This window comes from Aeromonas sp. 600282, from assembly GCF_049175755.1.
In the GTDB taxonomy this organism is placed as follows: Bacteria; Pseudomonadota; Gammaproteobacteria; order Enterobacterales; family Aeromonadaceae; genus Aeromonas; species Aeromonas veronii_A.
Genome location: NZ_JAAKVR010000007.1, coordinates 17,693 through 41,357 on the forward strand (window position 1 = coordinate 17,693; position 23,665 = coordinate 41,357).

Here is a 23,665-nt window from a genome sequence, read left to right on the forward strand (position 1 = left end):
GTCTCCACTCAGGTTCCCCATTTATGTTCCAAGACAATCCGCTGCTGGCCCAGCTCAAGCAACAAATCCGCGAAAACATCCCGAAGAAAGAGGGTGTGATCCGCGCCTCGGACCGGGGCTTCGGCTTTCTGGAAGTCGATGAGAAGACCAGCTATTTCGTGCCGCCTCCCTACATGAAGAAGGTGATGCACGGTGACCGGGTGACCGCCCTGATCCGCACCGAAAAAGAGAAGGAAGTGGCCGAGCCGGATACCCTGCTGGAGCAGTCCGTCACCCGCTTCGTGGCCCGGGTCAAGATGTTCCGTGACCGCCTCAACGTGGTTGCCGACCATCCGCTGATCAAGGATGCCATCAAGGCCCGCGTCAAGAAGGGTCTGGATGAGAAAGAGTTCAAGGAAGGTGACTGGGTGGTGGCGACCCTCAAGCGCCATGCGCTGGTCGACGGCAACTTCTCTGCCGAGATTATCCAGAAGATCGCCGCCCAAGAAGATCACAATGTGCCCTGGTGGGTGGTGCTGGCGCGCCACAATCTGGCCCAGGTCGAGCCGGCTGACTTGCCGGAGTGGAAGGTGATCGAAGAGGAAGAGCTGCCCCGTCGCGATCTGACCGCAGTCCCCTTCTTCACCATCGACGGTGCCAAGACCAAGGATATGGACGATGCGCTGGCCATCACCAAGCTGGACAACGGCTGGGAGCTGCTGGTCGCCATCGCTGACCCGACCGCCTATGTGGCCGAAGGGAGCGAGCTGGACAAAGAGGCCGCCCAGCGCGCCTTTACCGTCTACATGCCGGGCCGCAACGTGCCGATGATCCCACGCACCCTCTCCGACGAGCTCTGCTCCCTGAAAGAGGGCGAGGAGCGCAACACCCTGTGCGCCCGTCTGCTGATCGCCGAAGATGGTCTGCTGCTGGAGGAAACCGAGTTCTTCGCCGCCCGCATCAGCTCCCACGCCCGTCTCAACTATGACGACGTCTCCGACTGGGCTGAGCATGGCAAAGAGCTGGCTATCGACGCAGGTGTGCTGGCCCAGCTGCCGCTGATGAAGGCGATGACCGAAGCACGCATCGCGTGGCGCACCGAGCATGCGCTGGTATTCCCGGATCGTCCCGACTACGACTTCGAGCTGGGCGAGAATGGCGAAGTGCTGGCTATCCACGTCGAGCCGCGCCGCATCGCCAACCGCATGGTGGAAGAGTCGATGATCGCCGCCAACATCTGCGCCGGTCGCGTGCTGGGCAAGAGCGTCGGTTACGGCATCTTCAACGTTCACACCGGCTTTGACGAAGAGTCCCTCGACGGCGCCATCGACCTGCTGAAAAGCGCCGAAGCCCCGTTCGAGCGCGACGAGATCGCCAGCCTCTCCGGCTTCTGCGCCCTGCGCCGCTGGATCGACAACCTCGACACCCGCTGGCTGGATGGCAAGATCCGCCGCTTCCAGAGCTATGCGCTGATGTCCTCCGAACCGGGCGCCCATTACGGTCTGGGTCTGGATGCTTACGCCACTTGGACCTCCCCGATCCGCAAATACGGCGATATGGTCAACCATCGTCTGCTCAAAGCCGTCATCGCCGGCAAGACCCCGGGTGAGCGCCCGAGCACCGAGCTCACCGAGCACCTGACCGCCTGCCGCCGCCTGCACCGCATGGTGGAGCGTGACATCGGCGACTGGCTCTATGTTCGCTACCTGAAAGCCGCCGCTGGCACCGACAAGGTGTTCAACGCCGAGATCATCGACGTGATGCGTGCTGGCCTCAAGCTGCGTCTGCAGGAGAATGGCGCCGTGGTCTTCATGCCTGCCCGTCATATCCTCGACAACAAGGATCGCCTGGAGTGCAACTGGGACAATGGTCGCGTCTATCTGGACAAGACTGAGGTGGTCTACGAGCTCGGCCAGATCATCGAGGTCAAGCTGACCGAAGCGGTGGAAGAGACCCGCTCCCTTATCGCCAAACCGGCTGTGGATCTGGTACCGGGTCCGGCACCGGAAGCCCCGGTCGCCGAGAGCACACCTGCGGACGTAGCCCCCAAGGCTGAGTAAGCCGCACAGAGTCATCTCATCTGCCCGAGAGCCCGCCATTGCGCGGGCTCTTTTTTGCCCCGCATCTGCCATACACGCTGCCACAAGTGGCGCCACTACGCACAGTTTTCGCCACAGTTGGCAGTAAAAGCAGTGAATGTTTCCACGCATAACGTGGAATGCAACCAATATGTGCGACACCTCTCCTTTCTGACATATTAATCAAAGAGAAATATGTTTATACTCGCTTGGGTACAATCCAAGGGATGCTGGTATGCAGGAATGGGACCCGGAACACTTCACCAACTTCGCTCAGTTATGCGAAGTGAGCCTCGCCACCATCCGTGAAAAAACCGATGCCGAACGCCTCTACCTCTGGCTAAAAGCCCCCGAACCGCAGCTCTACAGCTTTCAGCTCGATAAGGGGCTGACTACGCTTGATCTCGCCCATCTCGGTCAACTGACCCTGCCCCACCATCTGCTCGACAAGGCGATGGACAAGGGGCAACTGGTGATCGAGCAGATCTACCAGCCGCCGGACTCTTGTGAGAATGTCGAACCAGCCCAGCAACGACTACGCGCCTGCTTCCCCCTCAAACGCCATATGAATCTGGAAGGGGTCATCTATCTGGAGACCCACCGCCGTATCGACCGCCTCTCTGCACGCCAGCGTCAGGGGATCCAGCTGCAGATCCACTATCTGACCGCCGAATTGAGCAACCACCTGCTATCCAGCCAGGTCAATCAGGAGCGGGATCAGCGGCTCCATACCCAGACCGATCTGGTGCAGAGTCAGGCGCTGCAGGGCTCTTTTCTCACCATGTTGCAGGCGCTGCACATGGTCAGCGTCACCCTCTCCCGCAGCCGCAGCGAGAACGATCTGCTGCGGGACGCCGTGCTTCTGGCCCGCAAGGAGCTGCAGTTCGATCGGGTCGCCATCTTCCTGATCGAACCCGATGGCAAGACCATGCGCGGCACCTGGGGCACCAGCGAAGAGGGAGAGCTGGTAGACGAACATGACTTTGTCAGTCCCATTCCGGAGCACCCCACGGTGCAAGAGGCGCTCAGGCGCAAGGACTACGTGCTGGTGCTGGAAGATACCCCCCTCTACTACGAGAAACAGCAGGTAGGTCGTGGCTGGAACGCCATGGTCTCGCTGTGGGATGGCACCACTCCCATCGGCTGGATCGCCGCCGACAACCTGCTCTGTCACCGACCACTCAAGGCTTATCAGAGCGAGATTTTCAAACAGTACGCCGCCATCCTGTCACAGTTACTGATCCGCCAGCGCACCCAGGAGCAGCTGGAGCGGCTCAATCGCGAGCTGGAGGAGCGGGTTGCCGAACGCACCATGCAACTGGCCGAAACCAATCGGGCGCTGGAGGAGGCCAATCACCGCCTCTCCCTGCTCTCGCTGGAAGATCCTCTGACTGGTATCGCCAATCGGCGCCAGTGGGACATCACCATGCAACGGGAATGGGAGTGGGCACGGCGCACCCAAAATCCGCTGGCGGTATTGATGATCGATGTCGACGACTTCAAGGCCTATAACGATCACTTCGGTCATACCAAGGGGGATGAGTGCCTGCAGCAGGTAGCCCGAGTACTGCGGGAGGCCGAGCGACGCTCTACCAATCTGGTGGCTCGTTATGGCGGAGAAGAGTTCGTCATCCTGCTCTGCGCCCCCCAACCCGGTGAGGCCGAACAACTGGCCGAGAGGATCCATGATGGCCTAACCCGATTAAAACTGCCCCATCCCGCCTCGCGGGTTGCTGATTTCATTACGGTTAGCATAGGCTTTAGCTATCTGGTTCCCTCCCTGAACGAGGCATGGCAGAGTCTGACCGAACAGGCCGATCAGGCGCTCTACCACGCCAAGTCTCAAGGACGGGCGCGCACTCTGGCCTATCGGTGATCCCATGCTGTTGCGTCGTTATCCCATCTTCAATCGCCGCCTGGCCCTGGTGGCCTACGGCATCGATTATCTGCTCGGCTCACCGGACGAGTGGCCCTCGCTGGCACAACATTGCCGCCTGCTGGCACAAGGGCGCCAATATCTGGTGCCCTTCACCCACGAACAGCTCGATGAACAGCGCCCCCTGCTGTTTGATCAGGATGCGATCCCGCTGGTCGAAGCCTCCAGCGAACGGCTACCAGCTTCCTTTCCGGTGCTGGAACAGTGGCGAGACAGTCGACGCCGGCTTGCCGTACACGGGGTCAGCCGTGAGCCACGCTGGCTCGGTGCCAGCCGTCTGCTGGTATTCTGGATGGGCGAAGAGGGGATCTGCCAGCCCACCGAACACAAGCGGATGGCCCTCGATATCGAAACCTGGGAAGACTTTCTCCCGCTGCGAGAGGCCGGAGTCGACTTCTTTGCCGGTGGTTTTCTCGCCCGCCCCGAGCTGGTCAATCAGCGTGCCACCCAGCCCGACATGGCACTTGTGCAGCAGATCCTCCAGCTCATCTGCCACGAGGAGTTCTCCTTTGCCCAGGTGGCCCGCCTGCTGGAGCAGGATGCCTTGCTCCCGGGCCAGCTACTCACCTATGTCAACGCCCCCGGCTTCGATCATGCCGCCCCCATCACCTCGGTTTCCCGCGCCCTCTCCTATCTGGGAGAGCAGGAGATCCGCAAGTTTGTGCTGATCAACGGCCTAGCCAGGGTAAGCCAGCATATGCCGGAGGCCTCTACCCGGATGGCCATCGCTCGCGGTCGCTTCTGTGAACTTATCGCCCTCACCGCCCTAGACAAACGCGAAGCAAGCTGGGCTTTTCTGGTAGGGCTGGTACTCGATGGTTCCCTGCTATCGGAGTCGCTGAAGGCCCACCTGCCCAACAACGTAAAACGAGCCATCGAGCGGCACGAAGGGCCGTTGTTCCACCTGTTCCAGCTGGTCAGGACCTACGAACAGGGCAACTGGGCCCTGCTGGAGCAGCTGGCACCGAAATACCAGCTCGACCCGACCAGACTCACCCCCGTCTATTTTCAGGCGCAAATGTGGGGGCAAGCGTTTCTCACCTGCTAGGTGATGGCGAGGCGGGGAGCCACTGGCTAGAATGGGCTCCCTTTTTTCAGAGACAGACCCCGCACCATGACTCTTTCCGGATTCCAAGGCCTGGTCTTTGACCTTGATGGCACCCTGGTCGACTCCATGCCGCTGCACCTCGCCGCCTGGGAGCACACCGCCCGCGAGTTTGGCTTTCACTTCGATGCCGACTGGTTCTATGAGCTGGGTGGCATGCCGAGCCGCAAGATCGCCCTGCTGGTCGCACAGGAGCAGCAGATCCCCCTCGATCCGCTCGAAGTCACCCGCTGCAAGACCGCCCACTATGTGGCCAACCTGCACAAGGCGACCGTGTTTCCGGCCATGCAGGCGCTGGTCGAGCGCTATCATGGCGTCATCCCGATGGGGATCGGCACCGGCTCGCCTCGTGTCAACGCCGAAGCGGTGCTGCGCAACACCGGGCTGGATCGCTACTTCTCAGTGGTAGTCACCGCAGACGATGTGGAGCTGCACAAGCCCAATCCGGACACCTTCCTGCTGGTCGCCAGCAAGTTGGGGGTCGCGCCATCAGGCTGTCTGGTGTTTGAAGATACCGGTATCGGGGTACAGGCCGGAGAGGCGGCGGGTATGCAGACCTGCATGGTCAAAGAGGGTCAACCGGTCGGCATAACCGCGTAGTGCGTAAAAAAATATCGCCCTGCAAGGGGCGATAACCGGAACCGGCTCTCATACGGGACATGAATGAAAATGAGAGCAGGTTCCGTCAGCCGCTGACGCAGGGCGCGTCAACGGGGAGTGCGGGGCAGACGATTACTCGTTGTTGCCGCCGCCCTGATTGTCGTCATAACGACCCGGCGCACCATGGGGGCGCGGCGCCATGGAGACACGCGGCTTGCGAGCACGCTGGATGTTCACCTGCGGACGGCCGGTGTGCATGGCGATGGTGGAGATCTTGGCCTTGTAGACCAGCTGCTGGTTGCCGTGTGCATCGGTCAGCAGCACGCTGTACTGGTCAAACCCGCTGATGGTGCCTTCGAGCTTGATGCCGCTCACCAGAAAGATAGCGACCTGACTGCGGTTCTTGCGCAACCAGTTGAGGGCAGAATCTTGCCCGTTCCCGAGGGAGAAGGCTTGCTCAATCGTGGAGTAGCTTGGGGATTCAGTTGTCATAAATTATTGTCCCGCGGAAAAAAAGTGGCGTTTGATTGTGCTAAATGGGCACTGGCTTGTCAAAGTCATTCTCACTCCCGCCAGCAATAGCGGCCTCCGGGGGCTGGTCGCTGACCAGCACAACTGCGATAATCGCCAGCTCTGGCTCCACCATGGGCCTTATCTGGGGTTTTATCTTGCATCCGGTTTCACACCAACACCACACCACCTATGTCCATGATGCCACTGCCTGCGAAGAGTGTGACCTGCTGATACCGGCCACACCGCTCGAGGTGGGACAGGCCAGCTGCTGCCCCCGTTGCGGACACACCCTGAGTCGCCACCTGCCACAGCAGGAGTTGCGGCCGATCTCCTACGGGTTCGCGGCACTCATCATGTTCGTGCTCGCCAATGCCTTTACCTTTATGTCCTTCTCGGCCAAAGGGGTGGGCCAGGAGATGACCTTTTTGCAGAGCATCACCACCCTGGTGGATGAGGGCTATCTGTTTCTCGGCGCGGTACTGAGCCTGACCCTGATCGGCCTGCCGCTGGTTTATATGGGGTCCATCATGCTGGTGCTGTGGCGGGTCGATAAAGATCTGCACAGCAATGCCCTGCGCTCCCTCGGCCGTCTGCTCTGCCGGATCAAACCCTGGCTGATGGTGGATGTCTTTCTGGTGGGGGTGCTCATCTCGCTGGTCAAGCTGATGGGAATGGCCGACATCAAGATGGGGCTGTCATTCTGGGCTTTCGTCGGCTACACCGTGCTGCTCATCAAGATGATCTCCTCACTGGATCAGATGTGGCTGTGGCAGCGGCTGTTCGGCCCTACCGAGTCGCGGGAGATCGACCCGGAAGCGGGGGCGCTGGAATCAGGTCTGGTGGGCTGCCATATCTGTGGCGCTCTGAGCGAGGTGGGTAGCCACAGCTGCTCCCGCTGCGGGGGCAAGCTGCATGCGCGCAAGCCGGGCGGCCTGAACCGCACCTGGGCGCTGCTGTTTACCTCCGCCATTCTCTACATTCCGGCCAACGTCTATCCCATCATGGATACAGTGTTTCTCGGTGATGACAGCCCCTCCACCATCCTCGGCGGTGTGGTGCTGCTCTGGGCCATGGGCTCCTACCCCATAGCTGCGGTGATCTTTTTCGCCAGCGTGGTGGTGCCGCTGGTGAAAATACTGGCGCTATTCTGGCTTTGCTATATGGTGCAGCGCGGCAATGTCACCTCCCCCCTCGGCAAGCTCAAACTCTATCGCATGACCGAATTTGTCGGACGCTGGTCGATGATCGACGTCTTCGTGGTGGCCATTCTGGCGGGCCTGATCCGGCTCGACAATCTGATGACTATCTACCCCGGCCCTGCGGCCGTCGCATTTGCTGGTGTGGTGCTGATCACCATGGTCGCCGCCATGAGTTTCGACTCCCGCCTGATCTGGGATTTACAACAAGGAGAACGCGAACGTGAGTGAGCGTAAAAAAAGGTGGAAACCGGGCTCTGACTTTCTGAGCTCTGCCGCCGCAATCTGGATGGTGCCCCTGCTGGCGCTGTTCATCGGTCTCTGGATGCTGTTCCAGCACTGGTACTCCCAGGGCCCCAGTTTCACCCTGACAGTCGCCACTGCCGAGGGCATAGTCGCCGGCAAGACGGTGATCCGCTCCCGCGAAGTGGATGTCGGCCGCATCGAGGCCGTCGAGCTGAGCGATGACTACAGCCATGCGGTGCTGAAAGGACGGCTGACCAATGCCGCCTCCGGCATGCTGCGCGGTGACAGCCAGTTCTGGGTGGTCAAGCCCAGAGTGGGCCGTGAAGGGGTATCGGGTCTAAGCACCCTGCTCTCCGGCGCCTATATCGAGCTCGCCCCCGGCAAGAAAGGTCGGGCGCGGGACGAATACGCCATGCTCGACAAACCGCCGCTCGCCTCCCTCGATGCCAAGGGGCTGCGCCTCACCCTCAGCAGTCGCGACACCCGCGCGCTGGGGGAAGGCTCACCCATCAACTATCAGGGCTTCACCATAGGTCAGGTGGAAGAGGCGAAGTTCCTGCCGGAAAAGAGCGAGATGCAGTATCAAATCTTCATCCACGCTCCTTATGACATTCTGGTGAGCAGCAACTCCCGCTTCTGGATGACCCCGGGCTTCGAGGTCTCCATGAGCAGCGAGGGGATGAAGGTGAAGATGGATTCGCTGGAGAGCCTGATCGATGGCGGCATCACCATGGGTCTGCCACCCGGCTGGGCGCCTGGCGAACCGGTCAAACAGATGGAAGGGTTCACCCTGTTCCAGGATGAGGCGAGCGTGCTGGCCGGTAGTCTGGATCAGTTCATCGACTACGTCTTCCTGTTCGATGACAACGTGGGTGGCCTGCACCCGGGCGCGGCAGTGCAGTATCGCGGCATTCGGGTCGGTACCGTCATCTCCGCCCCCTACCTCATCGAGGACAAGGGCGTGCAGATCTTCAAGAGCCGCCAGATCCCGGTGCTGGCCCGCATCGAGGTGCAGCGCCTCTCCCACCGCTATGCCAAGGCGGAGAAGGATCAGTGGCGTGCCCTGTTCGGCAAACAGTTCAAGGAGGGGTTGCGTGCCAGCCTCAAGACCTCGAGCCTGCTGACCGGCGGCAAGATCATCGACCTCAACTTCTATCCGGACGCGCCACGTTTCGAACAGGCCAAGCTGGCCGGTTATCAGGTCTTCCCCACCGTGCAGGGCGGGCTGGATCAGATCGAGCGCAAGGTGAACCTCATCCTCGACAAGTTTGTCGACATGGACATGGCGACCACCCTGACCAAGGTCAACGGGTCACTCACCACCCTGGATGGCACCCTGAAGAACATCAGTGCAGTCAGCGCCAACCTGAACAAGCTCACTGCCAAGGATTCCACCCAGCAGCTGCCGGCCTCGCTCAACGAGAGCCTCAAGCAGTTGCAGGAGACCTTGCAGGCCTATGATGCCCAGTCGCAGACCAATCAGGACCTGCGCCAGTCGGTGCAGACCCTCAATCAGTTGATGCGCGAACTGCAGCCGCTGGTGCACTCCCTCAACGAGCAGCCCAGCTCGCTGATCTTCGATCGCGCGCATCCATCGGACCCTGAGCCCAAGCGAGGCAAACAATGAAAAAAGAGATCCTGACGCTGGCCCTGCTGGGCCTGCTGGCGGGTTGCAGCAGCCAGCCAAGCCTGCACTACTACTCGCTCGATGCCGACAACCAGCAACCCGTAACGGCCCCGGCCCAACCGCAGCACCAACTGGTGCTGCGCCCGGTGGCGCTGGCCAGCCAGCTCGACCGGATCAGTCTGGTCTATCAGCTGGAAGGGCAAGAGCTCCACTTCACCGAGTACCATCGCTGGGCCGGTGCGCTGGACGATCAGCTCAACCAGCTCACCCTCAATGGCCTCTCCACCCGCCTGCCGGGCTGGGTGGTACGGCAGGATGGCGCCCGCAAGGGGCCTGTGCTGACCATTCTGGTGGAGCGCTTTCAGGGCCGTCATGACGGCAGCGCCGTGCTGAGCGGCCGCTGGCGCCTGCTGGCGGAAGATGGCACCGTGCTGCGCGATGCCCCCTTCCGTCAGGAGCGGGTACTGCCAGCCGATGGCTACAACGCACTGGTGAACGAACTGGGTCAGGGCTGGCAACTGCTGCTCGACCAGATCGCCGCCGAGGTGCGCCAGAGCGCCAGCTAATCGCCCATCCGCCGATTGCAGAGATAAAAAAACGACGCCAGCTGGCGTCGTTTTTTTATGGGCAAGAGTCGGGGGCGACTTATGCCTTGGCAGGCAGGCTCAGGCGGGCAACCGCTTCCACATGCATGGAGTGCGGGAACATATCGACCGGTTGCACTTCGTCCAGCACGAAGCCCTGCTTGACCAGCCAGGCAAGGTCGCGGGCCAGGGTCTGCGGGTTGCAGGAGACATAGACCAGACGACGGGGCGCCATGGCGACCAGGGTCTGCAGCACCGCTTTGTCACAGCCTTTGCGGGGCGGATCCATCACCACCACATCAGCGGTCACGCCCTGGGCGTGCAGCTCGGGCATCAGCTGCTCCGCCTTGCCAACGTGGAATTCGGTGTGCTCGATGCCGTTGAGGGCAGCGTTGCGGCGGGCATCGCTGATGGCGCTCTCCACCGACTCGATCCCGACGACCTTGGCGGCCTTGCCAGCCAGGAACAGGGAGATGGTACCGATACCGCAATAGATGTCGAACACCGTCTCGTTGCCGGTCAGCTCGGCATACTCGAGGGCGCTGGAGTAGAGCACATCGGTCTGGGTCGGGTTGTTCTGGAAGAAGGAGAGCGGCGAGATCTCGAACTCGAGCTCATGGATCTTGTCGCGGATCACCCCTTCGCCGAGCAGCACCCGGTTGGTGGCGCCCAGAATGCGGTTGGTGCGCTCATCGTTGATGTTCTGCACCAAGGTTGTGACCGGCAGATCGCTCAGGGCTGCCAACAGTTCGGCTTCGAACGGTAGCTCCTCACCCAAAGTGACCAGCACCACCATCAGCTCGCCGCTCTTGAAGCCCTTGCGGGTCATCAGGTTGCGCACGCAGCCGCTGTGGTTCACTTCGTCATAGGCAGCGATGTCATGCGCGCGCATCCAGTTGCGTACCCGGGCGTTCAGCTCCACGTGCAGCGGATCCTGCACCGCACAGTCATCGGCGGTGATGAGATCGTGGGAGTGCTTGCGATAAAAACCGATCTCGGCACCGGCGTCACAGCCACGCACCGCATATTGCGCCTTGTTGCGATAGGCGAACGGGCTCTCCATGCCAAGGATATCCTTGACCGGCGTGTCACCCAGCCCGACCTGCTCCAGTGCGCTTTGCACCAGTGCCTGCTTGAGCTTGAGCTGGGCCGGATAGGCCAGCGGACGTACCTGACAGCCACCACACTCGGTGTTGGGGCAGAAATCGGCAACCCGATCTGCAGAGGGCTGGAGCAGCTCGGCAACCTTGCCGTGCAGATAGTTCGGCTTGACCTCGGTCAGCTCCACCAGCGCCTGCTCACCGGGCAGCAGACCTTCGACAAACAGGGGGCGATCGAACAGGCGTCCTTTGCCATCTCCTTTGTCGGTCAGTTCCAGGATCTCGATCTGGTGTTGATGTCCCACTAACGGCATGAGCGGCTCCAAAAGTACTAAAAATGGGGGGGGGGATGAACGCGGCAGAGCCATGCCCATCGAGAAAAGGTGGCAGAGTTTAGCGGAGATCCGGCCAAATTGCAGGCATAAAAAGCCTGCTTGTTGCAATGGTCATTGCCCCTGGTCATCTGCCGGGCGTGGCCACCTTTCGGGTTGCGGCAAATTTAGCCCTTGGGCCATAACGCCCAGCCTGTTAAAATTCCGCCCTTGAAATTATCCTGGGCCCCGCGCCCGTTCTAGCTAAGGTCTACCGCGATGCGTACCAGCCAATATCTGCTTTCCACTCTCAAGGAAACCCCCTCCGACGCTGAAGTTGTCAGCCACCAGCTGATGCTGCGCGCCGGGATGATCCGTAAACTGGCCTCCGGCATGTATGCCTGGTTGCCAACCGGTCTGCGGGTACTGAAGAAAATCGAGAACATTGTTCGCGAAGAGATGAACAATGCTGGTGCCGTCGAAGTCTCCATGCCGGTGGTACAACCCGCCGAGCTGTGGCAGGAGTCAGGCCGCTGGGATGACTACGGTCCCGAGCTGTGCCGTCTGACCGACCGTCACAACCGTCCCTTCGTGCTGGGCCCGACCCACGAAGAGGTGATCACTGCGCTGGTACGTTACGAAGTGAACAGCTACAAGCAGCTACCACTCAACCTCTACCAGATCCAGACCAAGTTCCGCGACGAAGTGCGCCCCCGTTTCGGCGTGATGCGTGGCCGCGAATTCCTGATGAAGGATGCCTACTCCTTCCACATCGACAAAGAGTCTCTGGTCGATACCTACGAGAAGATGCACGCCGCCTACTGCAAGGCGTTCACCCGCATGGGTCTGAACTTCCGTCCGGTGCAGGCCGATACCGGCTCCATCGGTGGTACCGGTTCCCACGAATTCCAGGTGCTGGCCGAGAGCGGTGAAGACTTGATCGCCTTCTCCGACAGCTCCGATTACGCCGCCAACATCGAGATGGCCGAAGCACTGGCACCGGCTGGTGAGCGCCCTGCCGCCACCGCAGCCCTGACCAAGGTTGCCACCCCGAATGTTCACACCATCGACGAAGTGGCTGCCTTCCTGAACGTGGCACCGACCGCCATCGCCAAAACCCTGCTGGTACTGGCAGAGGAAGATGAGCACGGCAAGCAGGCCGTTATTGCGCTGGTACTGCGTGGCGACCACGAGCTGAACGAAATCAAGGCAGAGAAACTGGCTGGCGTGGCTAACCCGCTGACCTTCGCCAACGACGAGCAGATCAAAGCTGCCGCCGGTTGCGACGCAGGCTCCATCGGCCCGGTCGGCTTTGCCGGTCGCATCATCGTCGATCGCAGCGCTGCCCATCTGGCGGACTTCGTCTGCGGCGCCAACGAAACCGGCTTCCACCTGACCGGTGCCAACTGGGATCGCGACATCACCGCTTACGAAGTTGCCGACCTGCGCAACGTGGTGGAAGGCGACCCGAGCCCGTGCGGCCAGGGCAAGCTGCTGCTCAAGCGCGGTATCGAAGTGGGCCACATCTTCCAGCTGGGTACCAAGTACTCCGAAGCAATGAAGGCAAGCGTGCTGAACGAAGCTGGCAAGTCCGTCACCATGGAGATGGGTTGCTACGGTATCGGGGTTTCCCGTCTGGTGGCCGCCGCCATCGAGCAGAACAACGACCAGTACGGCATCATCTGGCCGGACGCCATCGCTCCGTTCGAAGTGGCCATCGTGCCGATGAACATGCACAAATCCGAGCGCGTAGCCGAGCAGGCACAGCAGTTCTACGCCGAGCTGAAAGCGGCCGGTGTGGACGTGCTGTTCGACGACCGTAAAGAGCGCCCGGGCGTGATGTTCGCCGACATGGAGCTGCTGGGCATCCCGCACGCCATCGTCATCGGCGATCGCGGCATGGATAACGGCGTGGTCGAGTACAAGTGCCGCCGCACCGGCGAGAAGCAGGAAGTGGCCATCAGCGATATCGTCGCCATGATCAAGGCCAAGCTGGGCCGCTAAGCCCACCCTCTTCCCGATATAAAAAAGCGCGCCCAATGGCGCGCTTTTTGTTTGTCTTCTCTTCTAAAGCAAAGAGGATTGCCGCAAGGAGCCTACTCGTTGCGACCGATAAAGAGATCGGTCACGTGGCAGCTGCTTCTGGCTTCCAGTGCGTCGAGCATATAGGCCGCCGCATCTTCCGGAGTCATGAAGCCACTCGGGTCCACGTGATCCGAGTTGTCCCAGAATTCGCTGCGGATCCCGCTCGGGTAGAGGTTGACCAGCCGCAGTGGCGAGCCTTTCAGCTCGGCGCGCAAGGATTCGAGAAAGCCGCGCATCCCCCATTTGGAGGCGCAGTAGAGGCTCTCGTTGGCCTTGCCCACCTGCGCGGCGGAGGAGAGCACATTGGCCAGCACTCCGCCCTTGTCGCCGATAAGCCGCACCGTCTGCTGGGCCACCAGAATGGTGGAGATAAGGTTGCTCTCCACCACCCGGCGGATCTGCTCGGCAGTATAGACACCGACCGGGCCAAACTCACCCACCCCGGCGCAGTGGATCACCATGTCGGGCAGCCCGCCCCACTCCACCGCAGCGGCGAAGGCGACATCGACCTCTTCATGGTGCGCCAGATCGGCGGCGATGCCGATCACCGCGCTGCCGAGCAGTTGCTCCTGCTCCTGCAGTCGCTGATAACGGCGCCCCATCATGGAGACCTGGTGGCCCCGCTCAACCAGACCTATGGTCAGCGCCCGACCCAGACCAGAACCGGCACCTGTCACTATGATGTGGCCCATTATCGCTCCTCTTCGTCAGTTGACGGTCAGATTAGAAAGTGAATTCGCCGCCCATGAACCAGCCATCGATACGCTGGTCAACGTTGTCGAAGTCGACCTTGGCTTCACGCCAGCCGGCACGCAGCTTGATCGGCATGGAGGAGAACTTGTAGGAACCGCCCAGACGGTAGTCATAGTTGTCCGCATCGTGAGTGCGCAGATCACCGAAGAAGGCGATGCCGGTGCCCGGGATCTTCACTTCGCTGACGGCATAAGCCATCAGGGTATCTTCGTTATAGCCCTTGCGACCGACATAGACCTGCTCGCCATCGTAGTGACGACCGGTCATACCCAGATCGATCTTGAACAGATCGTTGTTGAACAGACGGTAGTAGAGGCTCAGATCGTAGGCGGTCAGGTCGTTCTTGAAGTTGCCGCCGGAGGTGCTGAAATCGGAGACTTCAAACTTGGCGTTCGGCAGGAGGATGATGCCGTGCTCCAGTTGCAGATAGCCGTTCCAGTTGTAGCTGTCGTCATAGCTGCCATCGGCACTGGTGCCATAAGCCTGACCACTGCCCTTGGCTGCCCATACGTCGGCACCGGCGGCAAAACGCCAGTCGTCAGCGGCCATGGCACTCTGGCTGCACAGAGCCAGCACAAAACCGGCAATCAGCGTCTTTTTCATTACGTCACTTCCTCTTGCATACATGGAAAAGAGCACTATTTTACTCGGTGCAGCCAAAATACCCAGCGTCAATCCTGAACAAACGACGACAAATGTCAGTGCTTCATATGCTTCATCTCTGCCATCGGCTCAATCGGCTTCACCGGCAGTGACAGCTCCAGCTTCTGACCATCGTCCATGGTGAGGGTGAGCGGGAAAGGAGTCTGCTCGGAGAGCGTACCCACCTCGAACAGCATGATGTGCAGGCTGCCCGGTTTCAGCACCGCCTCGCCCTTGGCCGGGATCTCGATATTCTCGACCTGACGCATCTTCATCACACCATTTTCGTGCAGATGAGTGTGCAGCTCGGCACGCCCGGCCGCAGCAGAAGCCGCTGCCACCAGCTTGACCGGCTGGTCGGCGTCATTCTTGAGCACCATAAAGGCGGCAGTGTTGGGGGTGCCCGGCGGCAGCAGGCGCACATAGCCGTCGACGGCCTCGACCTTGGCCAGCGCGGGAGCCGTCATACCGAGCACCAGCAGAGAATAAAACGCACGTTTAAACATGGTTGAAATCCTTTTATGATGTTGTTAAACGGCAGCAAGGTTACCCCAGCAGAAACCTTTTGTGCACCTTTCAATAACAAGGATTTAGACATGGCCCCCATTCTCATTGCCGAGCGGCAGGATGGCTTGCTCACCCTGACCCTCCATCGCCCCGACAAGCGCAACGCCCTCAATACCGAACTGTACCGGCAACTGGTGGCAGCGCTGCGAGAGGCGGCGGTCGATGAGGAGGTGCATGTCCTGCTGTTGCAGGGGCAGCACGACTGCTTTACCGCGGGCAATGATCTGGCCGACTTTATGGGCAAGAGCTCGCTGGAGCCCGATGACCCCATCTTGCAGTTCCTCCACACCCTGGCCGATTTCCCCAAACCTGTGATCGCCGCTGTTGCGGGCCCGGCAGTGGGGATTGGCACCACCATCCTGCTGCACTGCGATCTGGTCTATCTGGGGGATAACGCCCGCTTGCAGCTTCCTTTCGTCGAGCTGGGGCTGGTGCCGGAGTTTGCCTCCAGCCTGCTGCTGCCACGTCTGGTGGGGCATCTCAAGGCAGCCGAGCTGTTGTTGCTGGCCGAGGCAATCGATGCCGAGGAGTCGCTGCGGCTCGGGCTTGCCAACAAGGTGGTGGCGGCCGATGGATTGCTTTCCTTTGCCCGCGAGCAGGGGCTGAAGCTGGCGGCCAAACCGCCCAGGGCGCTGCAAAAGAGCAAGGCGCTGCTCAAGCAGGAGCTTAAACAGGCGGTGCACTTTGTCATCGATCTGGAGGCGCGCGCCTTCGCGCAGGCACTGCAAGGGGAAGAGGCACAGCAACGCATTGCCCAGAAGCTCAAGCGACGGAGTTAAGTTATCGCTCAACCCCGGTCAGTTGAGGCGAAAGCGGCCGATCAGCTCGCAGCCCTGTACCTTGTCCTGTAGCTGGATCAGCCGGGCAATCTCGGGATTGGGGTGACGCTTGAGAAAGGCGAGCAGGGCGCCGCGACAGCAACCCAGTTCGCTGATCAGCGCTTCGCACTCCCGGTTGGGGCACTGTGGTACCAGTGCAGTCACCAGCTCGGAGGCGAGCTTCAGGTAGCGCAGCTCGTAAGTCGGCTCATCCATCGCCCGCCAGAAATCGGCCAGCCGGTGACAGGTGGCGACCCGCATGGTGGCCAACTCCGTCAACTCGACCTGGGTCATCTCGTAAACATCCCCCAGCGCCTGCTGATAAAAGCAGATAGCCGCCCCCAGCGAACCGGCCTGCCAGGCACGCTCCGCCTCCAGCATGTATCGTTGCCAACTTTGCGGTGTCATCTCGCTCTCCCGAGTCCGTCATGGTGGGAGTGTTATCATGGCTAATTGAGAATAAATATCAACCAGAGGGTTAGTGCAGGATCTCTCCCGCCCTTGGCAACCTTGCCATGACCGCCATGAGTGACGCTCGATCACCACCAGACAGCAGAAGGGCGACCCCGGGGTCGCCCTTCTGCTGCATTCCTTATTATGCCGCCATCACTTATCCGCTCACTGTGCGGTTTTGGACTGATTGAGACTGCACTGCTTGCCGGGATAACCGGGCAAGTCACTGGCATCGCTGCCGCAGGCGAGCCGTTTGGCCTGTTGCAGCCGGGCCGCCAGATTGGTGCTGTCTACCGGCATCCACTGCATCTGCTTGCCGAGCCAGCTGGCCCAGGCAAACTCGACGAAATAGACCCGTTTGTCCTTGCGAAAGTAGCCCGCATTCTGCAGCAGTCCGGCGAGGGTGCGATAGGGGTAATCAGGCAGCTTGTCGATGCTGGTCGGCAACTGCTCCGGGGTCAGCGGCTGTCCCTTCTCATCCTTGAGCCAGGCCCAATGATTGTTCTGCATCTGGCTCCAGAAGTTGGCTTTGTCCTGCAGACGGCCAATCACCTTGACCCGGGCATCCTTGACGCCCTGCTGCCACAACGCCTTGGTGAGATGGTGCCTGTCCACCAGCCAGTAGCTGCCATCCGGCGCAATCACCACGGGGATCTCTTTCTTTTTCATCAACTTGTCGAGCTGCTTTGCGCTCATGTCCGCCAATGTGGCCTGGGTCTCATCGACCTGGATCTGGCCGACGCCCCCCTGAGTCGGGTGCAAGGCATCGATGCCGATCTCGCACCAGTTGCCCACCGCCGTGTCGCTCTGGCACGGGGCCAACGCCCAGGCACCCTGGCTCAACACACAGGCCAGCACTAACCATGCTTTCATCGTTTGACACTCCTCACCACATTGAACTGCACAGACGCCGGGAACGCTCTTCTACCCCGATTGGGAGTGAGAGTCGAATGCTGGCGGTCAGACCAGCAAACGGGATATCATGATTTCCCATCTGTCGGCGATATTTTCTCGCCGAGTTTTCTCCCCGCTTCACACTATTTGAAGGATCCGACCCATGAAAGGATGGAGCCCCTTGCTGGCCCTGCTGGGCTGTGCTGCTGTCCAGGCTGCCGATATTCCCGCCGGAACACAACTCGCCGCCGAGCAGATTGTCGTTCGCCACCTCAAGGATGAACCTGCGAGCCTGAGCCCGCTCAAGCTGGTCGGCCTGCCGGAGTTGCAGGTACTACGGGATCTGTTCGAGGGGCTGCTGACCCAGGGGCCGGATGGCAAACCGGTTGCCGGAGTGGCGGCCAGCTGGGAGAACAAGGGCAACCAGTTCTTTACCTTCCATCTGCGCCCGGATGCGCGCTGGTCCAACGGCGATCCGGTCAAGGCCGGCGACTTCGTCTACGGCTGGCGCAAACTGGTCGATCCGAAAGAGGCGGCCACCTTCGCCTGGTTTGCCCAACTGGCCCGTTTCGACAAGGTGGACGAGATAGTAGCTAGCAAATTGCCTGCCAGCGAGCTGGGGGTCAAGGCCCTCGATGATCACACCCTGCAGGTGACCCTCTCCCAGCCGGTGCCCTACTTCCTGAACCTGCTGAGCCACCCCAGCCTGTCGCCGCTCCATCAGGCCAGCATCGAGCAGTACGGCAACCAGTGGACTCAGCCCGGTAAACTGGTGGGCAACGGTGCCTTTGCGCTGAACCATCGGGTGGTCAACGAGAAGCTGGAGCTGACCCCCAACCCTTATTACTGGGATCGGGCACATACCGTATTGACCAAGGTGATCTTCATGCCGATCAATCAGGAGAGCGCGGCCACCAACCGCTACCTGGCTGGCGATCTGCATATCACCGAATCCTTCCCCAAGGAGCAGTACGACAAGCTGAAGCAGCAGATCCCGAATGAGGTCTATACCCCGGATCAGCTCGGCACCTACTACTACGCCTTCAATACCAAACAGGCGCCACTGAACGATGTGCGGGTGCGCAAAGCGCTCTCCTACACCATCGACCGCGCCCTGATCGCAGACAAGGTGCTCGGCACTGGCGAGAAACCGGCTTATCACTTCACTCCGGATGTAACCGCCAGCTTCACCCCAGCCGCCAACCTGCTCTCCACCAGCAGCCAGCCGGAGCTGGACAGCAAGGCCAAGGCCCTGCTCAAGGAGGCCGGTTACGGCCCGGGCAAGCCACTCAAGCTGACCCTGCTCTACAACACCGCGGAAATTCACAAGAAGATGGCGCTGGCCATCGCCAGCATGTGGAAACAGAAGCTGGGCGCCGAGGTCGAGCTGACCAATCAGGAGTGGAAAACCTATCTCGACAGCCGCCAGAGCGGTCAGTTCGAGGTGATCCGCTCCTCCTGGGTCGCTGACTACAACGACCCGTCAGCGTTCCTCGGCCTGTGGGGCTCCCGTCACAGCGGCAATATGGCAGGCTTTGCCAATGCCCGTTATGACCAGCTGCTGGCAGAGGCGGCCAGCACTCAGGATGCCGCCAGCCGCAGCAAGCTGTTTGGCGAGGCGGAAGCGATCCTGCTGGATCAGGCCCCTATAGCCCCCATCTACCAGTACACCAATGCCCGCCTCATCAAGCCATGGCTCAAGGGCTACCCCATCAACAACCCGGAGGATGTGGCCTACAGCCGCCAGCTGTACCTGATCAAACACTGACACCGGCCACAACGATGCGAGGCCCCGCAGGGCCTCGCTATTGATACTGTTAACACCCCGATTTCCAGCCTAAAATGCCGCCCCTTCTGTTCAATTAATCTTCAATACCCAGTCAGACATGCGTTATTTGATACTGCTCTCGTTGTTGTGGACCCTGCCTGCACAGGCCAACAGCGAATCCCAATGCCAGCAAGAGTTTGTCGGCTGGATGCTGCATCAGCAGCAACAGTTCAGTGATCGCAAGTCTGACAAGATGGAGCGACGCCGGGCCGAGCGGGCCATCGATCTTGCCCGGCAGGAGTACGACAAGCAGGCCAGCTTCTGCAAGACCATGCAGCTTGTTCGTGAATACAAAGATGGCGATCCACGTTTTACTCCGCGCCCCGGAGAGATACACGACTACAGTACGACTTCTGACAACACATCAGGGTGACCCTGACCAGAAAAACCAAAAGCGCGTCGATTGACGCGCTTTTTGTGGTTCTTGCCCTGACAAAGCGGCTTATTCGGCCGTCTCGCTGCTGGCAAACTCCGGCACCTTGGCCATGGCATCCAGCACCACCTGAATACCGGCGCCCGGTTTGCAGGCGTTCTCGCTCAGGTGGCGGCGCCAGGCGCGAGCCCCCTGCATGTTCTGGAACAGCCCCAGCATGTGGCGGGTCATATGGGAGAGGTAGTTGCCCTTGGCCAGCTCCTGCTCGATATAGGGCAGCATCATCCGCACAACCTCGTGGCGGCTCGGCACGGCGTTGTTCTGGCCGAACACCAGATTGTCCACCTGCGCCAGAATGTAGGGGTTCTGATATGCTTCACGCCCCATCATGACGCCATCGACGTGTTGCAGGTGCTCCAGAGTCTGCTCCATGGAGGTGACGCCGCCGTTGAGGGCGATGGTCAGCTCCGGGTAATCCTGCTTGACCCGATAGACGCGGGGATAATCGAGGGGCGGGATCTCGCGGTTCTCCTTGGGGCTCAGGCCGCTCAGCCACGCCTTGCGGGCATGGACGATAAAGGTATCGCAACCGGCATCGCGCACCTGTTCGATAAAGGTCTGCAGAAATTCGTAGGAGTCCTGATCGTCGATGCCGATACGGGTCTTCACCGTCACCGGAATATCGACCACATCGCGCATTGCCTTGACGCAGTCCGCCACCAGCGCTGGTTCGCCCATCAGGCAGGCGCCAAAGCGACCGTTTTGCACCCGATCGGAGGGGCAGCCGACGTTGATGTTCACCTCGTCATAGCCGCGCTCCTCGGCCAGCTTGGCACAGCGCGCCAGATCGGCCGGATTGCTGCCCCCCAGCTGCAGGGAGATGGGGTGCTCCTGCTCGCTGTAACCCAGATAATCCCCCTTGCCGTGGATGATGGCGCCGGTGGTCACCATTTCGGTATAGAGCAAGGTCTGGCGGCTCATCAGTCGATGAAAGTAACGGCAATGCCGATCAGTCCAGTCCAGCATGGGGGCGATGGAAAAACGCTGCGCCTGCATAAAAATCATCCGGGTTGGCTAAAGAAAGGGGCGGATTTTATCACAACGTGAAGCAGCCCCAGAAAATGAATTTTGTCGCCGCGCCATGCGAGGCCCTGTGATAGTATCCGGCTAATAGAAAGGGTATCTGCGCGATCATGAATCAAGACCAACTTTTACAACGAGCCGAGCGACTCTGTATACAGCGAGGGATCCGCTTCACCCCGACCCGACGTCAGGTATTTCGCCTGCTGGCGGCACACGGCAACGCCATCAGCGCCTATGATTTGTTGGCCCAGCTGCAACAAACCGAAGCCAATGCCAAGCCGCCAACCGTCTATCGGGCACTCGATTTTTTGCTCGAACAGGGCTTTGCTCACAAAGTGGAATCGCTCAACGCGTTTATCTTCTGCTGCCACTTCGATCACGCTCACCCGATGCAGCTGCTGATCTGCGACGAGTGCGGGGATGTGGTCGAACTTCACGATAGTGCAATAGATAGCGCGTTTTCCGAGCAGGCCCACTTGCATGGCTTTACGATTACCAATAAGACAATAGAGGCACATGGCCAATGTGCTCGCTGTACGCCCACTGTAGGAAGTCATCATGAAGGCTGATTTTGTAAATCCGTTCCTGCTATCTCTGCTCAATGTGCTCTCGACCATGGCACAGCTGGAACTAAAACCGGGCAAACCGAAACGCAAGATGGATGAGCTGGCACGCGGCGACGTCTCCGGTCTGATCGGCATGGTCGGCCCGCAGACCCGCGGCTCCCTCTCCATCAGCTTCGAGAAGGGGCTGGCGCTGGAGATCATGCGTCGCATGCTGGGGGAAGCTCCCGCCTCCATCAATGAAGAGGTGACCGACATGGTCGGTGAAATCACCAACATGGTGACCGGCGGTGCCAAGCGGATGCTGGGCGAGAAGGGCTACGAGTTTGACATGGCGACCCCCATCATCGTCTCCGGCCCCAACCACACCATCACCCACAGGGCCGATGGCACCAAGATAATGATGCCGTTCGAATCCGATTTCGGTCGCGCCACTATCGAAATTTGCTTCGAGTAATCCTATGTGGAAAGCATTGAAATGGATTTTCATCTGCTGGGCACTACTGTTGATCCTGTCGGACATTCAGATCAGCACCTCCCTCTACAAGTACGAAGATAACCGGGTTCTCATCAACTTCCCGCGCTGGGAAACCAAACAGCCCTGGGGCACCTTCGAGTGGCATGCCGGACGGGTAGAAACCCACTGGTATGGTCTGGATGGCAAACCCAAGCCAGCAGGCCCGCAAATCTGATCCGGTAACGGATCCGGCAGAAACAGAAGAGGCCAGCAGATGCTGGCCTCTTTGCTATCTCGTTGATCCTGAATCAAGCCGCTTCGGCAGCCAGCTTTCCGTTTGGTCGCATCAAGATGCCAACGATGCAGGCCAGCAGAGTTGGCAGCAGCCAGGCAAGTCCCTTGTCGAACAGCGGCAGGAAGGCAAAGCCGTCCATCGCCATCCCGGCAGCGCCCAGTCCGTCCAGACAGCCAAACAGGAAGGCGACCAGCAGCACGCCACGAAACGCCAGCCGTGGCTGGGCAAACCACCCTTTGAGGAAGGTCACCAGCACCAGTGCAATGGCAACCGGGTAGATGGCTACCAGCACCGGGATGGAGAGACTGATAAGCTCACTCAGCCCCACATTGGCCACCAGCGCGCAGAGTGCCCCCAGCAGCATCACCCACTTGTGGTAAGCCCAGCCAGTCAAACCTTGGAAATAATCGGCTCCGGCACAGAGTAGGCCTACTGCACTGGTAAAACAGGCCAGAGTGATGATGGCCGCCAAAATAAGCTGCCCAGGCTGACCAAACAGGCTCAGGACGTAGGCATTGACGATGGCACCGCCGTTGCTGATGTCGCTCGCTACTCCGCCGGCACTGTTGCCAAGCTGGAAAAGAGAGAGATAGACCGCCGACAACCCGACCGCCGAGATCAGGCCCGCAATGGTGAGGTATTTGAACTGGCTGCGATAGTCCTCGATCCCCTTCTGGCGCAGCAACCCGATGATCAGTGCGCCAAACATCAGGGATGCCAGGGTATCCATGGTGTTATACCCCTCCAGCATCCCCTTGGTGAGCGGAGCGCTGATGTAGTCACCGCTGGCATCGGGCATGGTACCCTGTGGCGCGATAAAGACCCCGACCGCCAGAATGAGCAGCATCGCCATCAGGGCGGGAGTCAGGTACTTGCCAACCGCATCGAGCAGTTTGCCCCGATCGAGCGCCACCATGATCACCAGCGCAAAGAAACTCAGGGTGTAGATCAGCAGCCCCTCATGACCGGCATCGCCGAGCCAGGGCTTGAGCCCCATCTCGTACGCGACCAGACCGGTGCGGGGAATGGCAAAGGCGGGCCCCATGATGATATAGATGGCGATGGCCAGCGCCGTCGCCGCCCCGGCGGGCAGATAGCGGGTCATTCCGGTCCAGCCACTCGCGCGGCCCCCCGAACTCCCCTTGGCAACCGCAATCAGGGTGATTAACGGCAGCCCCACCGCCGTCAGTAGAAAACCGCACATGGCGGCCAGCAGATGCTCACCAGCCATAAAACCCGCAAGCGGCGGAAAAATGATATTGCCAGCCCCCAGATAGAAGGCAAACGTCATAAACCCCAGTCCGAATACGTCGGACAACTTCAATGATTTCGTCAAACCCAACCTCATCTGCCTTATCAGCTTGTTATTGATTGCACCCACTGCCTGGCAGATAACCGGATAACAATACTGCTCGCTCCCCTGCGGTCAGCAGACCGGATGAGGAGCACCACCTTTAGCATAAAGAAGAGATGCGGGATCTCAATCACACATTAATATCTTGAAACAATTTATCCGCTCAAAATTAATCACCGAATGACCGAATTACCCAGACTGGGTGTAAACGCGCAGATAAACAGG

General features: G+C 60.1%; 23 protein-coding genes. 14 read left to right on the forward strand and 9 right to left on the reverse strand.

Going from position 1 to position 23,665, the window contains the following annotated elements; all coding sequences use genetic code 11:
* Positions 1–23 precede the first annotated feature (23 nt).
* The 4 genes from G5137_RS08590 (at position 24) to G5137_RS08605 (ending at position 5,698) form a co-directional block, all read left to right on the forward strand.
* Positions 24–2,039 carry an exoribonuclease II gene (locus G5137_RS08590; RefSeq protein ID WP_421255232.1) on the forward strand — a complete coding sequence of 672 codons (2,016 nt, stop codon included), beginning with the start codon at positions 24–26 and terminating at the stop codon, positions 2,037–2,039.
* A 253-nt stretch (positions 2,040–2,292) separates the two neighbouring features.
* Entirely contained in the window at positions 2,293–3,933 is a 1,641-nt protein-coding gene (locus G5137_RS08595) for a diguanylate cyclase domain-containing protein (protein ID WP_421255233.1), read from the forward strand.
* A 4-nt stretch (positions 3,934–3,937) separates the two neighbouring features.
* Entirely contained in the window at positions 3,938–5,041 is a 1,104-nt protein-coding gene (locus G5137_RS08600; RefSeq protein WP_216952069.1) for an EAL and HDOD domain-containing protein, read from the forward strand.
* 66 nt (positions 5,042–5,107) lie between these two features.
* Positions 5,108–5,698 carry an HAD family hydrolase gene (locus G5137_RS08605; RefSeq protein WP_201998107.1) on the forward strand — a complete coding sequence of 197 codons (591 nt, stop codon included), beginning with the start codon at positions 5,108–5,110 and terminating at the stop codon, positions 5,696–5,698.
* Positions 5,699–5,830: 132 nt separating this feature from the next.
* Here G5137_RS08605 and hfq read toward each other — a convergent pair whose 3' ends face one another.
* Positions 5,831–6,190, reverse strand: a complete 360-nt coding sequence (hfq, locus tag G5137_RS08610; RefSeq protein WP_005335772.1) for an RNA chaperone Hfq — start codon at positions 6,188–6,190, stop codon at positions 5,831–5,833.
* A gap of 176 nt (positions 6,191–6,366) precedes the next feature.
* Between hfq and G5137_RS08615 the strand changes: the two genes are divergently transcribed.
* From G5137_RS08615 to G5137_RS08625, 3 genes are read left to right on the forward strand one after another with little or no spacing between them, the layout of a single operon-like run.
* Positions 6,367–7,638, forward strand: a complete 1,272-nt coding sequence (locus G5137_RS08615) for a paraquat-inducible protein A (RefSeq protein WP_042081548.1) — start codon at positions 6,367–6,369, stop codon at positions 7,636–7,638.
* Positions 7,631–9,280 (forward strand): intermembrane transport protein PqiB, encoded by a 1,650-nt coding sequence (pqiB, locus tag G5137_RS08620; protein ID WP_005335774.1) that lies wholly within the window; start codon positions 7,631–7,633, stop codon positions 9,278–9,280. Before G5137_RS08615 ends, pqiB begins: the two co-directional genes overlap by 8 nt.
* Complete coding sequence (locus G5137_RS08625) at positions 9,277–9,846, forward strand: PqiC family protein (RefSeq protein WP_213389298.1); 570 nt, start codon at positions 9,277–9,279, stop codon at positions 9,844–9,846. The genes pqiB and G5137_RS08625 overlap by 4 nt, the downstream gene beginning before the upstream one ends.
* A gap of 79 nt (positions 9,847–9,925) precedes the next feature.
* Here the strand turns inward: G5137_RS08625 and rlmD are convergent, their stop codons facing one another.
* Positions 9,926–11,278 carry a 23S rRNA (uracil(1939)-C(5))-methyltransferase RlmD gene (gene rlmD, locus G5137_RS08630; RefSeq protein WP_021231744.1) on the reverse strand — a complete coding sequence of 451 codons (1,353 nt, stop codon included), beginning with the start codon at positions 11,276–11,278 and terminating at the stop codon, positions 9,926–9,928.
* 276 nt (positions 11,279–11,554) lie between these two features.
* On the opposite strand from rlmD, the gene G5137_RS08635 reads away from it, so the two are divergent.
* Positions 11,555–13,279 (forward strand): proline--tRNA ligase, encoded by a 1,725-nt coding sequence (locus G5137_RS08635; protein WP_216960816.1) that lies wholly within the window; start codon positions 11,555–11,557, stop codon positions 13,277–13,279.
* A gap of 92 nt (positions 13,280–13,371) precedes the next feature.
* Here G5137_RS08635 and G5137_RS08640 read toward each other — a convergent pair whose 3' ends face one another.
* From G5137_RS08640 to G5137_RS08650, 3 genes are all read right to left on the reverse strand, one after another.
* Positions 13,372–14,052 (reverse strand): SDR family oxidoreductase, encoded by a 681-nt coding sequence (locus G5137_RS08640; protein WP_216960813.1) that lies wholly within the window; start codon positions 14,050–14,052, stop codon positions 13,372–13,374.
* A gap of 31 nt (positions 14,053–14,083) precedes the next feature.
* Positions 14,084–14,716 (reverse strand): TIGR04219 family outer membrane beta-barrel protein, encoded by a 633-nt coding sequence (locus tag G5137_RS08645; protein WP_421255234.1) that lies wholly within the window; start codon positions 14,714–14,716, stop codon positions 14,084–14,086.
* 95 nt (positions 14,717–14,811) lie between these two features.
* Positions 14,812–15,261: a copper chaperone PCu(A)C gene (locus G5137_RS08650; protein WP_216960811.1), complete on the reverse strand. Its 450-nt coding sequence runs from the start codon at positions 15,259–15,261 to the stop codon at positions 14,812–14,814.
* A 90-nt stretch (positions 15,262–15,351) separates the two neighbouring features.
* Between G5137_RS08650 and G5137_RS08655 the strand changes: the two genes are divergently transcribed.
* The gene (locus G5137_RS08655; RefSeq protein WP_216960808.1) at positions 15,352–16,101 is read left to right on the forward strand and encodes an enoyl-CoA hydratase-related protein; all 750 of its coding nucleotides are present in this window, start codon (positions 15,352–15,354) and stop codon (positions 16,099–16,101) included.
* An 18-nt stretch (positions 16,102–16,119) separates the two neighbouring features.
* On the opposite strand, the gene G5137_RS08660 is transcribed toward G5137_RS08655, so the two are convergent.
* Positions 16,120–16,548: a DUF2753 family protein gene (locus tag G5137_RS08660; RefSeq protein WP_005335785.1), complete on the reverse strand. Its 429-nt coding sequence runs from the start codon at positions 16,546–16,548 to the stop codon at positions 16,120–16,122.
* A gap of 210 nt (positions 16,549–16,758) precedes the next feature.
* Complete coding sequence (locus G5137_RS08665) at positions 16,759–17,466, reverse strand: ParB-like protein (protein ID WP_421172380.1); 708 nt, start codon at positions 17,464–17,466, stop codon at positions 16,759–16,761.
* Positions 17,467–17,650: 184 nt separating this feature from the next.
* Here G5137_RS08665 and G5137_RS08670 point away from each other — a divergent pair, with 184 nt between their 5' ends.
* Together G5137_RS08670 and G5137_RS08675 are read left to right on the forward strand one after the other, a co-directional pair.
* Positions 17,651–19,255: a peptide ABC transporter substrate-binding protein gene (locus G5137_RS08670; protein ID WP_266135401.1), complete on the forward strand. Its 1,605-nt coding sequence runs from the start codon at positions 17,651–17,653 to the stop codon at positions 19,253–19,255.
* 118 nt (positions 19,256–19,373) lie between these two features.
* On the forward strand, positions 19,374–19,688 hold the full coding sequence (locus G5137_RS08675) for a hypothetical protein (protein WP_227341416.1): 315 nt from the start codon (positions 19,374–19,376) through the stop codon (positions 19,686–19,688).
* A 69-nt stretch (positions 19,689–19,757) separates the two neighbouring features.
* On the opposite strand, the gene dusA is transcribed toward G5137_RS08675, so the two are convergent.
* On the reverse strand, positions 19,758–20,744 hold the full coding sequence (gene dusA, locus G5137_RS08680) for a tRNA dihydrouridine(20/20a) synthase DusA (RefSeq protein WP_042062963.1): 987 nt from the start codon (positions 20,742–20,744) through the stop codon (positions 19,758–19,760).
* A gap of 137 nt (positions 20,745–20,881) precedes the next feature.
* Between dusA and zur the strand changes: the two genes are divergently transcribed.
* The 3 genes from zur to G5137_RS08695 are packed head-to-tail and all read left to right on the forward strand — an operon-like array spanning position 20,882 to position 22,026.
* The gene (gene zur / locus G5137_RS08685) at positions 20,882–21,340 is read left to right on the forward strand and encodes a zinc uptake transcriptional repressor Zur (protein ID WP_160882369.1); all 459 of its coding nucleotides are present in this window, start codon (positions 20,882–20,884) and stop codon (positions 21,338–21,340) included.
* Positions 21,330–21,791, forward strand: coding sequence for a chemotaxis protein CheX (locus tag G5137_RS08690; RefSeq protein WP_005343179.1), 462 nt, complete (start codon positions 21,330–21,332; stop codon positions 21,789–21,791). The genes zur and G5137_RS08690 overlap by 11 nt, the downstream gene beginning before the upstream one ends.
* 4 nt (positions 21,792–21,795) lie before the next feature.
* Positions 21,796–22,026 carry a hypothetical protein gene (locus G5137_RS08695; protein ID WP_160882368.1) on the forward strand — a complete coding sequence of 77 codons (231 nt, stop codon included), beginning with the start codon at positions 21,796–21,798 and terminating at the stop codon, positions 22,024–22,026.
* 73 nt (positions 22,027–22,099) lie between these two features.
* Here G5137_RS08695 and brnQ read toward each other — a convergent pair whose 3' ends face one another.
* The gene (gene brnQ, locus G5137_RS08700) at positions 22,100–23,377 is read right to left on the reverse strand and encodes a branched-chain amino acid transport system II carrier protein (protein ID WP_421236121.1); all 1,278 of its coding nucleotides are present in this window, start codon (positions 23,375–23,377) and stop codon (positions 22,100–22,102) included.
* Positions 23,378–23,665 lie beyond the last annotated feature (288 nt).

Bases quoted from the DNA above. Each gene is read 5' to 3' on its own strand.
- hfq (WP_005335772.1), bottom strand. From the start codon at position 6,190: ATGACAACTGAATCCCCAAGCTACTCCACGATTGAGCAAGCCTTCTCC.
- G5137_RS08650 (WP_216960811.1), bottom strand. From the start codon at position 15,261: ATGTTTAAACGTGCGTTTTATTCTCTGCTGGTGCTCGGTATGACGGCT.
- G5137_RS08590 (WP_421255232.1), top strand. From the start codon at position 24: ATGTTCCAAGACAATCCGCTGCTGGCCCAGCTCAAGCAACAAATCCGC.
- rlmD (WP_021231744.1), bottom strand. From the start codon at position 11,278: ATGCCGTTAGTGGGACATCAACACCAGATCGAGATCCTGGAACTGACC.
- G5137_RS08625 (WP_213389298.1), top strand. From the start codon at position 9,277: ATGAAAAAAGAGATCCTGACGCTGGCCCTGCTGGGCCTGCTGGCGGGT.
- G5137_RS08645 (WP_421255234.1), bottom strand. From the start codon at position 14,716: ATGAAAAAGACGCTGATTGCCGGTTTTGTGCTGGCTCTGTGCAGCCAG.
- zur (WP_160882369.1), top strand. From the start codon at position 20,882: ATGAATCAAGACCAACTTTTACAACGAGCCGAGCGACTCTGTATACAG.
- G5137_RS08675 (WP_227341416.1), top strand. From the start codon at position 19,374: ATGCGTTATTTGATACTGCTCTCGTTGTTGTGGACCCTGCCTGCACAG.
- G5137_RS08640 (WP_216960813.1), bottom strand. From the start codon at position 14,052: ATGGGCCACATCATAGTGACAGGTGCCGGTTCTGGTCTGGGTCGGGCG.
- dusA (WP_042062963.1), bottom strand. From the start codon at position 20,744: ATGCAGGCGCAGCGTTTTTCCATCGCCCCCATGCTGGACTGGACTGAT.
- G5137_RS08670 (WP_266135401.1), top strand. From the start codon at position 17,651: ATGAAAGGATGGAGCCCCTTGCTGGCCCTGCTGGGCTGTGCTGCTGTC.
- G5137_RS08690 (WP_005343179.1), top strand. From the start codon at position 21,330: ATGAAGGCTGATTTTGTAAATCCGTTCCTGCTATCTCTGCTCAATGTG.
- G5137_RS08605 (WP_201998107.1), top strand. From the start codon at position 5,108: ATGACTCTTTCCGGATTCCAAGGCCTGGTCTTTGACCTTGATGGCACC.
- G5137_RS08660 (WP_005335785.1), bottom strand. From the start codon at position 16,548: ATGACACCGCAAAGTTGGCAACGATACATGCTGGAGGCGGAGCGTGCC.
- G5137_RS08635 (WP_216960816.1), top strand. From the start codon at position 11,555: ATGCGTACCAGCCAATATCTGCTTTCCACTCTCAAGGAAACCCCCTCC.
- G5137_RS08665 (WP_421172380.1), bottom strand. From the start codon at position 17,466: ATGAAAGCATGGTTAGTGCTGGCCTGTGTGTTGAGCCAGGGTGCCTGG.
- G5137_RS08695 (WP_160882368.1), top strand. From the start codon at position 21,796: ATGTGGAAAGCATTGAAATGGATTTTCATCTGCTGGGCACTACTGTTG.
- G5137_RS08595 (WP_421255233.1), top strand. From the start codon at position 2,293: ATGCAGGAATGGGACCCGGAACACTTCACCAACTTCGCTCAGTTATGC.
- brnQ (WP_421236121.1), bottom strand. From the start codon at position 23,377: ATGACGTTTGCCTTCTATCTGGGGGCTGGCAATATCATTTTTCCGCCG.
- G5137_RS08600 (WP_216952069.1), top strand. From the start codon at position 3,938: ATGCTGTTGCGTCGTTATCCCATCTTCAATCGCCGCCTGGCCCTGGTG.
- G5137_RS08655 (WP_216960808.1), top strand. From the start codon at position 15,352: ATGGCCCCCATTCTCATTGCCGAGCGGCAGGATGGCTTGCTCACCCTG.